The 14,592-nt window shown below is 59.7% G+C and carries 13 protein-coding genes; 5 read left to right on the top strand and 8 right to left on the bottom strand.

The annotated features are described in order from the left end of the window. Positions 1 to 14 precede the first annotated feature (14 nt). Positions 15 to 2,081 carry a carbon starvation CstA family protein gene (locus FFI16_RS00580; protein WP_056858228.1) on the bottom strand — a complete coding sequence of 689 codons (2,067 nt, stop codon included), beginning with the start codon at positions 2,079 to 2,081 and terminating at the stop codon, positions 15 to 17. Positions 2,082 to 2,254: 173 nt separating this feature from the next. Between FFI16_RS00580 and FFI16_RS00575 the strand changes: the two genes are divergently transcribed. Next, positions 2,255 to 2,623: a PilZ domain-containing protein gene (locus FFI16_RS00575; RefSeq protein ID WP_138813764.1), complete on the top strand. Its 369-nt coding sequence runs from the start codon at positions 2,255 to 2,257 to the stop codon at positions 2,621 to 2,623. A 130-nt stretch (positions 2,624 to 2,753) separates the two neighbouring features. On the opposite strand, the gene radA is transcribed toward FFI16_RS00575, so the two are convergent. From radA to FFI16_RS00560, 3 genes are read right to left on the bottom strand one after another with little or no spacing between them, the layout of a single operon-like run. Further along, the gene (gene radA, locus FFI16_RS00570) at positions 2,754 to 4,121 is read right to left on the bottom strand and encodes a DNA repair protein RadA (RefSeq protein ID WP_138813763.1); all 1,368 of its coding nucleotides are present in this window, start codon (positions 4,119 to 4,121) and stop codon (positions 2,754 to 2,756) included. A gap of 35 nt (positions 4,122 to 4,156) precedes the next feature. After that, positions 4,157 to 4,696 carry an ankyrin repeat domain-containing protein gene (locus tag FFI16_RS00565; protein ID WP_138813762.1) on the bottom strand — a complete coding sequence of 180 codons (540 nt, stop codon included), beginning with the start codon at positions 4,694 to 4,696 and terminating at the stop codon, positions 4,157 to 4,159. A 56-nt stretch (positions 4,697 to 4,752) separates the two neighbouring features. Continuing rightward, entirely contained in the window at positions 4,753 to 6,294 is a 1,542-nt protein-coding gene (locus FFI16_RS00560) for a catalase (protein WP_138813761.1), read from the bottom strand. 287 nt (positions 6,295 to 6,581) lie between these two features. Here FFI16_RS00560 and mscL point away from each other — a divergent pair, with 287 nt between their 5' ends. After that, positions 6,582 to 6,998 (top strand): large-conductance mechanosensitive channel protein MscL, encoded by a 417-nt coding sequence (gene mscL / locus FFI16_RS00555; RefSeq protein WP_110621846.1) that lies wholly within the window; start codon positions 6,582 to 6,584, stop codon positions 6,996 to 6,998. 45 nt (positions 6,999 to 7,043) lie between these two features. Here mscL and FFI16_RS00550 read toward each other — a convergent pair whose 3' ends face one another. Continuing rightward, complete coding sequence (locus FFI16_RS00550; protein ID WP_138813760.1) at positions 7,044 to 7,820, bottom strand: ferredoxin--NADP reductase; 777 nt, start codon at positions 7,818 to 7,820, stop codon at positions 7,044 to 7,046. Positions 7,821 to 8,250: 430 nt separating this feature from the next. On the opposite strand from FFI16_RS00550, the gene FFI16_RS00545 reads away from it, so the two are divergent. Beyond that, entirely contained in the window at positions 8,251 to 8,961 is a 711-nt protein-coding gene (locus tag FFI16_RS00545) for a LuxR family transcriptional regulator (RefSeq protein ID WP_138813759.1), read from the top strand. A 167-nt stretch (positions 8,962 to 9,128) separates the two neighbouring features. Next, positions 9,129 to 10,253 carry a methyltransferase gene (locus FFI16_RS00540; protein WP_138813758.1) on the top strand — a complete coding sequence of 375 codons (1,125 nt, stop codon included), beginning with the start codon at positions 9,129 to 9,131 and terminating at the stop codon, positions 10,251 to 10,253. Between the two features lie 56 nt (positions 10,254 to 10,309). On the opposite strand, the gene FFI16_RS00535 is transcribed toward FFI16_RS00540, so the two are convergent. The 3 genes from FFI16_RS00535 to FFI16_RS00525 are packed head-to-tail and all read right to left on the bottom strand — an operon-like array spanning position 10,310 to position 12,938. Further along, a complete protein-coding gene (locus tag FFI16_RS00535) occupies positions 10,310 to 10,477 on the bottom strand; it encodes a DUF2474 domain-containing protein (RefSeq protein ID WP_010206690.1) in 168 nt (55 codons plus the stop codon). Between the two features lie 12 nt (positions 10,478 to 10,489). Continuing rightward, positions 10,490 to 11,497, bottom strand: coding sequence for a cytochrome d ubiquinol oxidase subunit II (gene cydB, locus FFI16_RS00530; protein ID WP_056858218.1), 1,008 nt, complete (start codon positions 11,495 to 11,497; stop codon positions 10,490 to 10,492). Between the two features lies 1 nt (position 11,498). Further along, positions 11,499 to 12,938: a cytochrome ubiquinol oxidase subunit I gene (locus FFI16_RS00525; RefSeq protein WP_138813757.1), complete on the bottom strand. Its 1,440-nt coding sequence runs from the start codon at positions 12,936 to 12,938 to the stop codon at positions 11,499 to 11,501. Positions 12,939 to 13,255: 317 nt separating this feature from the next. Here FFI16_RS00525 and FFI16_RS00520 point away from each other — a divergent pair, with 317 nt between their 5' ends. Next, positions 13,256 to 14,494: an MFS transporter gene (locus FFI16_RS00520; protein ID WP_138813756.1), complete on the top strand. Its 1,239-nt coding sequence runs from the start codon at positions 13,256 to 13,258 to the stop codon at positions 14,492 to 14,494. The last annotated feature ends 98 nt before the right edge of the window (positions 14,495 to 14,592 follow it).

Here is a 14,592-nt window from a genome sequence, read left to right as displayed (position 1 = left end):
GTTGCAATCCTCGTTTACGCGTCCGGTACAGCCTGGAACGGGGCTTCTTTGTCCGTACGTTCTTTGTTGCCCCAGGCGGCGACGCCGACCTTGAGCGCATAGAACAGGATGCTGAAGACCACGAACAGGAACAGCGCTGTCAGCGTTGCGTTGGTGTAGGCGTTCCAGATCACGTGTTGCATCTGGTCGATGTTCTTGGCCGGCGCGAGGATCTGGCCGTTGGCCAGGGCATCGCTGTACTTCTTGGCCAGCGACAGGAAGCCGATCGCCGGGTTAGCGTCGAACAGCTTGATGAAGCCTGCGGTCACGGTGCAGATCAGCAGCCACACAGCTGGCAGCATCGTCACCCAAATGTAGCGCTGGCGCTTCATTTTGATCAGCACAACGGTGGCGAGCATCAGTGCGATACCGGCGAGCATCTGGTTGGAGATACCGAACAGCGGCCACAAGGTGTTGATCCCGCCCAGTGGGTCGATCACGCCTTGGTACAGCAAGTAACCCCACATCGCCACGCAACCTGCGGTAGCAATCAAGTTGGCGGTCCAGGACTCGGTACGCTTGAGCGACGGCACGAAGGAGCCGAGCAGATCCTGGAGCATGAAGCGTCCGGCACGGGTGCCGGCGTCGACTGCGGTAAGGATGAACAGGGCTTCGAACAGGATCGCAAAGTGGTACCAGAACGCCATGGTGTTTTCACCCGGCAGCACACTGTGCAGGATCTGCGCGATACCAACCGCCAGGGTCGGCGCACCGCCGGCACGCGCCAGGATGGTGGTTTCGCCGATGTCATGGGCCACTGCCGTCAAGGCTTCCGGGGTAATGGCAAAACCCCAGCTGCTGACGGTTTGCGCCACCGTCACCACGTCCGCGCCGACCACCGCAGCCGGGCTGTTCATGGCGAAGTACACGCCGGGTTCGATCACTGAAGCGGCAACCATGGCCATGATCGCCACAAACGATTCCATCAGCATGGCGCCGTAACCGATGTAGCGCGAGTTGACTTCGTTATCCAGCAGCTTGGGCGTGGTGCCCGAAGAGATCAGCGCGTGGAAGCCCGACACCGCGCCACAGGCAATGGTGATGAACAGGAACGGGAACAGACCACCCTTCCACACCGGGCCGGTGCCGTCGATGAATTGGGTGAGGGCCGGCATTTTCAGCTCTGGCATGGTGACCAGAATGCCGATCGCCAGGGCAATGATGGTGCCGATTTTCAAGAACGTGGAGAGGTAGTCACGCGGCGCGAGGATCAGCCACACCGGCAGTACCGCAGCGACGAAACCATAGCCCACCAGCATCCAGGTGATCTGGATCCCGGTAAACGAGAAGGCCTTGGCCCACACCGGATCAGCGGCGATTTGCCCGCCCAGCCAGATAGAACCCAGCAGCAACAGCACACCGATGACCGAAATTTCGCCAATGCGGCCCGGACGGATGTAGCGCATGTACACGCCCATGAACATCGCAATCGGGATGGTCGCCATCACCGTGAAGATGCCCCACGGGCTCTCGGCCAAGGCCTTGACCACGATCAGCGCCAGCACCGCAAGGATGATGATCATGATCAGGAAGCAGCCAAACAGCGCGATGGTCCCTGGAATACGGCCCATCTCTTCGCGAACCATGTCCCCCAGGGAGCGGCCATTGCGACGAGTGGACAGGAACAGCACCATGAAGTCCTGCACCGCACCGGCCAGCACCACACCGGCAATCAGCCAGAGCGTGCCGGGCAGGTAGCCCATTTGCGCCGCCAGTACCGGGCCGACCAACGGGCCTGCACCGGCAATCGCCGCAAAGTGGTGACCAAAAAGGATGTGTTTGTTGGTCGGCACGTAGTCCAGACCGTCATTGTTGAGCACTGCGGGGGTGGCCCGCCGTGGGTCGAGCTGCATCACATTGTTAGCGATGAACAGACTGTAGTAACGGTACGCAACCAGGTAGATGGCCACAGCAGCAACCACAATCCACAAGGCGTTGATCGCCTCGCCGCGGCGCAAGGCCACTACGCCCAGGGCGCACGCTCCTACAATTGCCAGCACCAGCCAGGGTAGGTGGCGTAGCAGGCTATTATTATTTTTCATTTTTATATTCCAGCCAGGGTGGACAGAAAGACAGCCAGCCCGAGTTTAGCGCTGTTGGCCTTAAAGGCCACCCCCCTACGTTGGTCTAGAGCCTTGCGACAGCAAAAAAAGCAGAAATAAAGGCCCGATGATGGCGCAGGGCTACAATTCCCCTATCCACAGAGGGTTTGACCATGAGCGAACATCCGTCAGATCGCCGCCGTTTCCGGCGTATTGCCTTTGATGCGCGAACGACCATTGCGCAAGACAGCTGGAATTCGCCGGTGCAATTGGTGGATCTGTCGCTCAAAGGTTTGTTGGTGCAACGCCCTGATGACTGGCAAGGCAATCGCGCTCAGCCGTTTGATGTGGATATCCGTCTGGATCCGCAGGCGCATATAAAGATGCAAGTAAAACTGGCCCACGATGATCATGGGCAGTTGGGGTTTGTGTGTGAGCAAATTGACCTGGAGTCGATCAGACATTTGCGGCGGTTGATCGAGCTGAACCTCGGGGATGAGGATGAACTGCACCGCGAGTTAGCGGCCCTGTTGGAGATATAGCAGCCAACACCAACCAAAATGTGGTAGCGGGCTTGCTCGCGAATGCGGTGTGTCATTCAGTACGTGCACCAACTGACAGATTGCCTTCGCGAGCAAGCCCGCTCCCACATTGGTTTTGCAGTGTTGCCGATTACTCGAACAGTGCATCCAGGGCCTGTTCAAGGCGCGTGACGCCAATCACCTTCAACCCCGCCGGCATTTCCTTCGACATATTGCCCTTGGGCACGATCGCACGCTTGAAGCCGTGCTTGGCCGCTTCCTTCAAACGCTCCTGGCCGCTCGGCACCGGGCGCACCTCGCCCGACAGGCCGACCTCACCAAACACCAGCAAGTCATGGGGCAACGGTTTATTGCGCAGGCTGGACATCACCGCCGCCATCAGCGCCAGGTCGGAGGCGGTTTCCAGCACCTTGACCCCGCCGACCACGTTGAGGAACACGTCCTGGTCGTGGGTAGGAATGCCGCCGTGACGGTGCAGCACCGCCAGCAGCATCGCCAATCGGTTCTGATCCAGACCGAGCGTAACCCGGCGCGGGTTGGCCAAGTGGCTGTCATCCACCAATGCCTGCACTTCGACCAGCATCGGCCGGGTGCCTTCCCACGTGGCCATCACCACACTGCCGGGGACTTCTTCCTGGGCGCGGGTCAGAAAAATCGCCGAAGGGTTGGAGACTTCTTTCAAGCCTCGGTCAGTCATGGCGAACACACCCAACTCGTTGACCGCACCAAAGCGGTTCTTCACCGCCCGCAGCAAACGCAGGCGGCCATCGGATTCGCCTTCAAAATACAGCACGGTGTCGACCATATGCTCCAGCACGCGCGGCCCGGCCAGCGCGCCTTCCTTGGTCACGTGGCCGACCAGGAAAATCGCCGTGCCGCTCTGCTTGGCATAGCGCACCAACAGCGCCGCACTTTCGCGCACCTGGGACACGCCGCCGGGTGCCGATTGCAGTTGCTCAGTGAAAATCGTCTGGATCGAGTCGATCACCATGACCTTGGGCTTTTCGATGCGGGCCGTGGCGATGATGCTTTCGATGCAGGTTTCGGTCATGACCCGCAGTTGATCCTGGGGCAAGCCCAGGCGTCGGGCGCGCATGGCCACTTGTTGTTGGGATTCTTCACCGGTGACGTAGAGTGCCGGCATGCGGCTGGCGATGCTGCACAGGGTTTGCAGAAGGATGGTCGATTTACCAATGCCGGGGTCGCCGCCGATCAGCACCACCGAGCCGTCCACCAGCCCGCCGCCCAGTACACGGTCCAGCTCGCCGGACGCGGTGGAAAAACGCGGAATTTCTTCGACGCTGACTTCGGCCAACGTCTTGATCTGCGCCTGCTGCCCGGTCCAGCCGGCACGGCCGGTGGGGGCTGCCGCACCGCCGCTTTCGATCATGGTTTCCGTCAGGGTGTTCCATGCACCGCACTCGGTGCACTGGCCGGCCCACTTGGGAAAGGTCGCGCCGCACTCTGTGCAGCCGTACATGCGCTTGGCCTTTGCCATTTGAGAACCTCCAACCGAAAAACCGCGATGATAGCTCAGCGCGGCGCCGGGGTCCGGATTTCACCACTGGCCAAACGTGAAGCGCTGTTGCCGATCGGGTCTTCGGCGTCAAGGTCGGCGCCTTTGGCCTTTAGCTCGTCCAGCAACTCAACACGCTTGAACAGCCCGGCGTACATGGCGGCGGTCTGCCCGGCGCCGTTGCGCTGGTCGGGGTTGCAGTCGGTGGAGAGCAGGCGCTGGGCGATTTTCAGCTCGCCTTTGAAGATCGCGCCCATGAGGGCTGTATTACCGCGTTTGTCTTGCACGCAGGCGTCGGCGCCGGCGTTGAGCAGGCGTTCCACGAACGGCGCCTGGCCGTGGTAGGCGGCGAGGATCAGCGCGGTGTAACCCTTGTCATCCTGGGTATTGAGGCTGTAACCGGATTCAATGAAGGTGTTGAGCATGTCGATATCGCCACGGCGGGCGGCGTCGAAATAGTAGTCCTGCAACTGGGCCTTGAGCGCGACCGGGTCGGGTGACTCGGCATGGGCGACAAAGGCCAGCATGGCCATCAGTAAACCGATAGAAATTCGCATAGGTTTTCTCCAGCTCGGGGTCGACGCCCATCAGCAGGCGCCGACCGTCACCAACGTCAGTCAGTCAGTTTTTCTGCCAGCGCCTTGACGCGCGCCAGGTCACCTTTTGCCACCTTGGTCACGCCAGTGCCGTACTCCGGGTCAGCCTTATAGAGGAACGACAGGATGATGTGCTTGCTCTCGTCATCGGTGGTGGCCAGGGAGCCGCCGAAGTTTTCGATCAAGTCCTGACGCTCTTTCTTGCTATAGGAGCGGTACAAGTCACCGGCCTGCTTGAAGTTCTGCTCGCGCTGGATCTTCGCCTGCTGGGTGCTGCCCGACAGCGCCGACTGGCTGTAACGCGCGGCTTGCGGCTCTTCACGCGGCAACAGGCGGCTTGGCTGATAGTTCACGCCCGTGGTGGTCTTGCCGGTATTCATTGCGCCATCCTGGTTACCGTTGTTGACGGTCACACGGGGTGCGTTGATCGGCAGTTGCAGGGCGTTCGGCCCCAGGCGGTACATCTGCGTGTCCGCGTAGGAGAACACCCGGCCTTGCAGCAAGCGGTCTTCCGACGGCTCGATGCCCGGCACCAGGTTGGCCGGGGCCATGGCCACTTGCTCGGTTTCCTGGAAGACGTTGGCCGGGTTGCGGTTCAGCACCATCTGCCCGACTTTGCGTTCCGGTACGTCAGGCCAGATCTTGGTGGCGTCCAGTGGGTCGAAATCAAACTTGGCCAAATCCTCAGGTTTCAGCACTTGCACGTAAAGGTCCCACTTGGGGAAATCGCCCTTGTTGATGTGAGTGACCAGGTCATTGGTCATATGGCTGTAGTCACGCCCCTGCACTTCGGTCACTTGCTTGGGGTCAAGGTTCTTGATGCCCTGCAGGCTCTTCCAGTGGAACTTGACGTAGTGCACTTCACCCTTGGCGTTGATCAACTTGTAGGCATGTACGCCGTTGCCGTCCATTTCGCGATAACTGGCGGGCGTGCCGGAGTCGGAATACAGCTCGGTGAGTGTGCGGGTGGACTCTGGCACATGGGAGAAGAAGTCAAAACGCCGCGAGTCGTCGTCGAGGTTAGTGCGCGGGTCCGGTTTGAACGCATGGACCATGTCCGGAAACTTGATGGCGTCGCGGATAAAGAACGTCGGGAAGTTATTGCCTACCAGGTCCCAGTTACCTTCGCTGGTGTAGAACTTGGTGGCGAAACCGCGTGGGTCACGCAAGGTTTCCGGGGAATGGTTGCCGTGCACCACCGCCGAAAAACGCACGAACACCGGGGTGGCTTCACCGGCCGCGAAGACTTTGGCTTTGGTCAGGTCGCTGAGGTTGTCGGTGACGGTAAAGGTGCCGTGGGCGCCGGTGCCACGGGCGTGAACCACACGCTCCGGGATGCGTTCGCGGTCAAAGCGCTGCAACTTCTGAATCAACTGCACGTCTTGCAGCAGTACCGGACCATTGGCCCCGGCGGTCTGGGAATTCTGGTTGTCACCCACGGCCGCGCCGTTATCGCGGGTCAGGTTGGCGGCTTGTACAGAAAGGGATAGCAGGCTGGCAGTGACCAATCCCAGTGCGTATCGCGCTGAAACAGGCCTGCGGCTCATTGACGTATTCATCGGGGTTTCCTCTGGCTTTTTTAGTGCACATTCAGTTGTGCTTGCCAGAGGCTAGTGACCTGCGAGTCAGAAGATAAATAGAAAAACACCACCGGGCTGATTAAGAAAAAAGTCTGGTAAGCCCCTGAAGTAGCGCGTATTTCGCGCGCGATTGGTGGCACTTTGCAAACTATTTGCGATTTAATCGGTCGATAAAAATTGACAGTGTTAACGGTTGTGTCGAGCAAGCGGGCTACGACTGACTTACACTGACCTCCACCCTTCTCATCTGTAACAAGGAATAACCTATGGGCGTGATCAGTGAGTTCAAGGCCTTCGCGGTCAAAGGTAATGTGGTCGATATGGCCGTCGGTATCATCATCGGCGCCGCCTTCGGCAAAATCGTTTCCTCCTTTGTAGGCGACGTGGTGATGCCACCGATCGGTCTGTTGATCGGTGGTGTGGACTTCGCTGACCTGGCGATAACCCTCAAAGCCGCGCAAGGTGATGTGCCCGCCGTGGTCCTGGCTTATGGCAAGTTCATCCAGAGCGTGATCGACTTCGTGATCGTCGCCTTCGCCATCTTCATGGGCGTGAAAGCCATCAACCGCCTCAAGCGCGAAGAAGCTGTGGCGCCAAGCCTGCCGCCGACGCCGACCAAGGAAGAGGTGCTGCTGGGCGAGATCCGTGATCTGCTCAAAGCACAAAACGACAAGCCGCTTTAACCCGTGTTTGCTTGAAAAAGGCGCCTGTTTCAGGCGCCTTTTTTATTACCAGTAATTTTCTACCGCCACTTGCCCAGGGCGCCGGCTGAGGCTCAGTTGCAGATCGCGCTGCTTGAGCAGCTGGCGTGTGTCATCGACCATCTGCGGGTTGCCGCAGATCAGCACGCGGGAGTGCTCCGGCGTCAGTTCTACGCCGGCAGCGCGCTCCAGCTCGCCATTCTCGATCAGCGTGGTGATGCGCCCGTTCAGCGCTCCTGGGTGCTGCTCACGGGTGACGATGGGAATGTAGGTAAGTTTGTGCGCGTACTCGGCCAGGTATTCGCGCTCGCCCAGCGTGTTGATCAGCGACTGATACGCCAGCTCCTTGGCCTCTCGGGCGCTGTAGACCAGCACGATACGCTCGAATTTTTCCCAAACCTCGAAGTCCTGCAGCATCGACAGAAACGGCGCCACCCCGGTGCCGGTGCCCAGCAGCCACAGATCACGCCCGTCTACGAAGCGGTTCAAGGTCAGATAGCCTGTGGCCTGACGCTCCACCATCAAGGTATCGCCCACCTTCAGGCGGCTTAGTTCACTGGTAAATTCGCCACCCGGAACCACGATAGAGAAAAAATCCAGGTGTTCGTCAAACGGCGAGGACACGATGGAGTAGGCGCGCCACACCGTGCTGCCGTCCGCCTTGGTCACGCCCAGGCGTACAAACTGGCCGGCGGTAAACCGAAAGCCCGGGTCTCGGGTGGTGCGCAGGGTAAACAGGCTGGGCGTCAGCGATTGCACCTCGAGCAGGGTCTGGCGGGTAAATTTCTCAGCACTGGCCGTCATGGGGGGCTCCGTTGAACAGGTGCCCTAGTGTCCCTCAAAGCCGCTGCGGGAAACACCGCTGGTTTGTACTGACATTGCCAGTGCCAGCAACCGCTACGGGTTAAACCAGAAGTGGTCGGATCGAAACTATCCAGTTCCAACTAATCATTTAGCTATTTCCAACCTTTCAACCGGCCATTATATGTCGCAGTGCAACTAAATAAATGCCAATTTAATATCACTGCTAACGCATTGAACCTATTGAAATTATCTGAGCCACAGAAGTATATGTACAAACGATGACTCGCTGTACAAGCATTAAACAAACAAAATACAGGCATTCGGTAAAATTTTTTCACATTACGATCTGTAGGCTTTGTCCTACACTGATTTCCGTACCTTACTGGGAGATAGGACGTGCCCAGGCATCAACACCCATGGAGAGTTACCAATGGTTAACTGGCGCAATACACGACTCCCCAAATTGGAAGGTGAGAGCAAGATCACCACTATTTATGAGATGGTCGTCAATCACACCTATGAGCTCGGGTTCCAATACTGCTCATTCACGATGAGTTCACAACAACCAGCAACTCAAGCAAAACCTATTCACTTCAACAACTACCCAAACGAATGGAACAACGTTTACAAACAAGCGCATTTCTTTGATATTGATCCGGTGGTCGCCCACTGCAAAACCAGCGTGATGCCCATCGTGTGGGACGAAAAAACCTTCAGCGACACACCCCACCTCTGGTCGTTGGCCCAGTCGTTTGGTGTGCACTTTGGATGGACCCAAGCGGTGCACGATTTTCAAGGCGTGTTCAGCATGCTGACCCTGGGCAGAAGCAACGGCGAAGTGAGCCCGGAAGAGCTTTACGAGAAAGCCGGCCAGGTCCTCTGGCTTTGCCACGTGATGCACGCTGCGGTGGCACAAAAATATGCCGAAAAACCGAGCGGCGCGGCGCCTTGCAAATTGACCCCACGAGAAACAGAAATTCTCAGGTGGTCGGCCCTGGGCAAGACGGCGTCGGACATCGCCACGATCCTGTGCCTGTCGGAGCGTACGGTGGGCTTTCATATCAGCAGTTGCTTGAGAAAACTGGGGGTCAATAACAAGATTGCCGCCGTGCTCAGTGCCTCCAAAGCCGGTCTGTTTTAACCGCTGAAGAAACACCGCATGTAATCCCATCGAAAAAAAAGTAACATTTACGGCCAATTCTGAGTGTTGATACGGCGCCCCGGTGCCGCTTCGTTGTTCACTCAGATGGTTGCGCCGGTTGCCCGTGCCCGCTGCCGCCCCATCGATGACCAAGAGCTCCCCCCGCCATGCCCCTGCTTGACAGCCCCTTCGCCCAGCTCGACCTGATTCGCCAGCCAGAGCAACACAATGACCCGTTGCAGGCCTTTGATGCCGCCGACGAGTACCTGCTCAGCTACCTGGCCGAGCAGCAGCCAAGCGCTGCAACCCGTGTGCTGGTGCTCAACGACAGCTTCGGCGCCTTGGCGGCCAGCCTGGAAGGCCAGGTGCAGGTCACGTCCAGCGGCGATTCGTTCCTGGCGGCCCAGGGCCTGGAAAAAAACCTGATGCGCAACGGCAAGACCTTTGATGCGGTGGCTTTCGTGCCTGCCAGCCAGGTGCCGGCCGGGCCGTTCGACCGCGTGCTGATCCGCGTGCCAAAGAAACTGGCCCTTTTGGAAGAGCAGTTGATTCGCCTGCAAGGCCATCTGGCGCCCGGCGCCCAGGTGATTGCCGGGGCGATGGTCAAGCACCTGCCACGGGCGGCGGGCGAGTTGCTGGAGCGCTATATCGGCCCGATGCACGCCTCCCTCGCGGTCAAAAAGGCCCGATTGCTGATCGCCACGGCGGAAGCCCGCCCGGCTGCCGTCTCGCCCTACCCTACCCGCTACACCTTGGACGCACCGGCCATCGAACTGTTGAACCACGCCAACGTGTTCTGCCGCGAAGGCCTCGACATCGGCACCCGCGCCTTCCTCCCGCACCTGCCAACCAATCTCGGCAGCGCGCGCGTGGCGGACCTGGGCTGCGGCAACGGCGTGCTGGCGATTGCCAGTGCCCTGCAAAACCCCGACGCGCAGTACACCCTGGTGGATGAGTCCTACATGGCCGTGCAGTCGGCGGCCGAGAACTGGCAGGCCGCCTTTGGTGCGCGCGAGGTCATCGTACGCGCCGCCGATGGCCTCGCCGGCCAGGAAGCGCAATCCTTGGACGTGGTGCTGTGTAACCCGCCGTTCCACCAGCAACAGGTGGTCGGCGACTTCCTGGCCTGGCGCATGTTCCAGCAGGCGCGCGAAGCGCTGGTGGTGGGCGGTGCGCTGTATATCGTCGGCAACCGCCACCTGGGTTATCACAGCAAATTGGCGCGTTTGTTCCGTGGCGTTGAACAAGTCGCCGCCACGCCGAAGTTCGTCATCCTCAAAGCCCGCAAATAAAAAAAGCCCTCGAAGCGAGGGCTTGAAAACCGGGCCGCAAAGCCCGGATCGGGATGTCAGTGAGTGGTCAGGCCAGCCGCATTCATGAACATGCGCATCAGGCTGGCCACGACGAACAGGGCCAGCACGCTGCCGGTCCAGATCATCGCCAGCCACCCCAGGCGCCGCCATAACGGCTGTTTCTCGGCCTGTTCAATCTCGTGTAACGAAGGTTTGCCGGACATACAACGACCCTCCTAGTGGTAGCCGTCTTCGTGGGTGACCTTGCCGCGGAACACGTAGTAGCTCCAGAAGGTGTAGCCCAGGATGAACGGGATGATGAACAACGTGCCCACCAGCATGAAGCCCTGGCTCTGCGGCGGTGCGGCAGCGTCCCAGATCGACACGGAAGGCGGAATGATGTTCGGCCACAGGCTGATCCCCAGGCCACTGTAGCCGAGGAAGATCAGCACCAGCGTGAGCAGAAACGGCGTGTAGTGGGCATTACGTGCCACCGCGCGGATCAAGCCGTACATGGTCACCAGCACCAGGATCGGCACCGGCAGGAACCAGAACAGGTTCGGCAAGGTGAACCAGCGTGAGGCAATTTCCGGGTGCGCCAGCGGCGTCCACAGGCTGACGATGCCGATCACCGCCAGCACCACAAAGGCCAAGGGCCGCGCCAGGTTGTGCATCTGCTCCTGCAACTTGCCTTCGGTTTTCATAATCAGCCAGGTGCAGCCGAGCAAGGCATAGGCGACCACCAGTGCAACGCCGCAGAACAGGGTGAACGGCGTGAGCCAGTCGAGCGAACCGCCGGCAAACTGGCGGTTCACCACCGGAATGCCATCGATAAACGCCCCCAGCGCCACGCCCTGGAAGAACGTTGCGGCGATGGAGCCACCGATAAACGCCTTGTCCCACAGGTGACGCTTGTCGTCCTTGGCCTTGAAGCGGAACTCAAAGGCCACGCCGCGGAAGATCAGCCCGATCAGCATCAGGATCAGCGGCAGGTACAACGCCGACAACACCACCGAATACGCCAGCGGGAACGCGCCGAACAGCGCCGCGCCGCCGAGTACCAGCCAGGTTTCGTTGCCGTCCCATACCGGCGCGACGGTGTTCATCATCACATCACGGTCGACTTTGCCGGGGATAAACGGAAAGAGGATGCCGATGCCCAGGTCGAAGCCGTCCATCACCACGTACATCATGATGCCGAAGATGATAATCACGGCCCAGATCAGCGGAAGATCAATACCCATCTCAATTCCCCTTGTGCTGGATGTGGGTTTGGTCGTCATCGCTGCCGTCATCGGCGGCGGACAACGGACGGGCCGGTGTACGTTTCTGGCCTGGGCCACCATGGGTTGGCTCGCTGCCTTCGTGGGTCTGCGGGCCTTTGCGCACCAGGCGCATCATGTAGCCCAAACCGGCGCCGAACAGCGCGAAGTACACCACCACGAACAACACCAGCGTGATGGTCATCTGCGCCAGGCTATGCCCGGATGAAGCATCCGCAGTGCGCATCAGCCCATACACCACCCACGGCTGGCGGCCGATTTCGGTGGTGAACCAACCGGCAAGAATCGCGATCAAGCCGGAAGGGCCCATCCACAACGCCAGGTACAGGAACGGCTTGGACGTGTACATCTTGTCGCCCCGGCGCAGCCACAGGCTGAACAGACCGGTGAAGATCATCAGGAAGCCCAGGCCGACCATGACCCGGAACGACCAGAACACAATGGTCGAATTGGGGCGGTCCTCGGGCGGGAACTCCTTGAGCGCCGGCACCTGCTTGTCCAAAGAGTGGGTCAGGATCAGGCTGCCAAGGTACGGAATTTCGACCGCGTATTTGGTTTTCTCGGCCTTCATGTCGGGCCAGCCGAACAGGATCAGCGGCGTCGGCTCGTTGCCGATATTTTCCCAGTGGCCTTCAATCGCGGCGATTTTCGCCGGTTGATGCTTCAAGGTGTTGAGGCCATGGAAGTCACCGATCACCGCCTGGATAGGCGCCACGATCAGGGCCATCCACATCGCCATCGACAGCATGGTGCGGATTGCCGGGTTGTCCTTGCCGCGCAACAAGTGCCAGGCCGCCGAGGAACCGACAAAGAACGCCGTAGCGACAAAGGCTGCCGTAGCCATGTGCATCAAGCGGTAGGGGAACGACGGGTTGAAGATCACCGCCAGCCAGTCGGTGGGAATCACCCGGCCGTCGATGATTTCAAAGCCTTGCGGCGTCTGCATCCAGCTGTTGGAGGCCAGAATCCAGAAGGTTGAGATCAGCGTACCGACGGCCACCATCACCGTGGCAAAGAAGTGCAGCTTGCGCCCCACCTTGTTCCAGCCGAACAACATCACCCCGAGGAAACCCGCCTCAAGGAAGAAGGCCGTGAGCACTTCGTAGGTCAGAAGCGGGCCGGTAACGGCGCCGGCGAAGTCCGAAAAGCGGCTCCAGTTGGTACCAAACTGGTAAGCCATGACCAGGCCCGAAACCACCCCCATGCCGAAGTTGACGGCAAAGATCTTCGACCAGAAATGGTAGAGGTCACGGTAGGTATCGTTGTGGGTCTTGAGCCACAAGCCTTCCAGCACCGCAAGGTAACTGGCCAGGCCGATGGTAATCGCCGGGAACAGGATGTGAAACGAGATGGTGAACGCGAATTGAATTCGGGCGAGATCTAGCGCCTCCAAACCGAACATAAGTCTTCCTCTGTCAGGTAATACCGGCTGCTGGCGGGAGCCTGCACCCACTGCCCCCACGGATATGGAGTGTGGCGAATTTCAATTCGTTTCTTTTTTTACCCATCACGCAGGGATTCTGGCCTTGCGGCCGCCAGAACAATCCCGGGGCCGGTTTTGATCTGGATCAAGCATTGCTCAAAGAGTAGCCCCATTTTGGCTGTAGGACGGCGTGGTCTTTTGCCGCGTGACAGCTTGCCTCAGCTCAGTTCTTGCAACTATTTGTTACAGCTTGATGCTAATCTGCCCGCTCCCTCTGCTCCTGACCTGACTTCCCGATGCCTAGTGAACCTGCGTTGCTGTTGCGTCACCACCGCCCTTTCATCGCGTTCTGGCTGGCGCGGATCTTTACCGCCAGCGGTTTCCAGATGCTTACCGTGGCCATCGGCTGGAACCTCTACCAATTGACCGGCAACGTGCTGGACCTGGGTTTGGTTGGCCTGGTGGAGTTCGTACCACGGGTGTTGTTCATGTTGCACACCGGGCATGTGGCTGATCGCTATGAGCGGCGCAAGGTCGCTGCCATCTGCCAGACCGTGCAGGCATTGATTGCCTTGTCCCTGGCCATCGGCGGCCTGACCGGCAACGTGACCCGCGAGATGATCTTTATCCTCGCCTTCCTGCTTGGCGCCGCACGCTCGTTTGAAATGCCCACCACCCAGGCGCTGCTGCCGAGTATCGTGCCCAGCGCGCTGTTCCCACGGGCCGTGGCCTCGTCGCAGTCGGCCCAGCAACTGGCGACCATTGTCGCACCCGCGCTGGGCGGCTTGCTTTATGCGTTCGGCAGCGTGTGGGTGTATGGCCCCACCGTGGCGCTGTACCTGATTGCCTGTGTGCTGACCCTTAACCTGCCCGCACGCCAGACGCCGCTGAACAAGGCCAAGGCAACCATGGACTCGCTGCTGGCCGGGATCCGCTTTATTCGCAGCCGCCCGGATATTCTCGGCGCCATCTCGTTGGACCTGTTCGCCGTGCTGCTGGGCGGTGCAACCGCATTGCTGCCGGTGTTCGCCAAGGACATCCTGCTGACCGGCGCCTGGGGCCTGGGCCTGCTGCGTTCGGCGCCGGCGGTGGGTGCCTTGTTGATGTCGCTGTGGCTGGCGCGGTTCTCGGTAGACCGGCAGGTTGGCCGTGTGATGTTCACCGCCGTCGGTGTGTTTGGCGTGGCAACCATTGCGTTCGGCCTGTCGACTTCGTTCTGGTTCTCGCTGGCCGTGCTGGTGGTGCTGGGCGCGGCGGACATGATCAGCATGGTGATCCGCGCTTCGTTCGTGCAGCTGGAGACCCCGGATGAAATGCGCGGGCGCGTCAGTGCGGTCAACGGCCTGTTTATCGGCGCCTCCAACCAACTGGGTGAGTTTGAATCGGGAATTACCGCCCACTGGTTCGGCACAGTGCCTGCCGTGGTGATGGGCGGGATAGGGACGCTGTTGGTGACGGGGGTGTGGATAAAGCTGTTTCCGACCCTGACCAACCGCGATCGGATGCATGTGCCGGTGGAAGAAACCAAGCTATAAACAGGTTGAAAAGCAGTCAGTGTGGGAGCTGGCTTGCCTGCGATGGCGGAGTGTCAGTCACTGATTTTTAGCTGACATACCGCTATCGCAGGCAAGCC

Origin of the sequence: Pseudomonas sp. KBS0710, assembly GCF_005938045.2 — a bacterium.
In the GTDB taxonomy this organism is placed as follows: Bacteria; Pseudomonadota; Gammaproteobacteria; order Pseudomonadales; family Pseudomonadaceae; genus Aquipseudomonas.
This window is presented reverse-complemented; position numbering and strand designations above follow the sequence as displayed.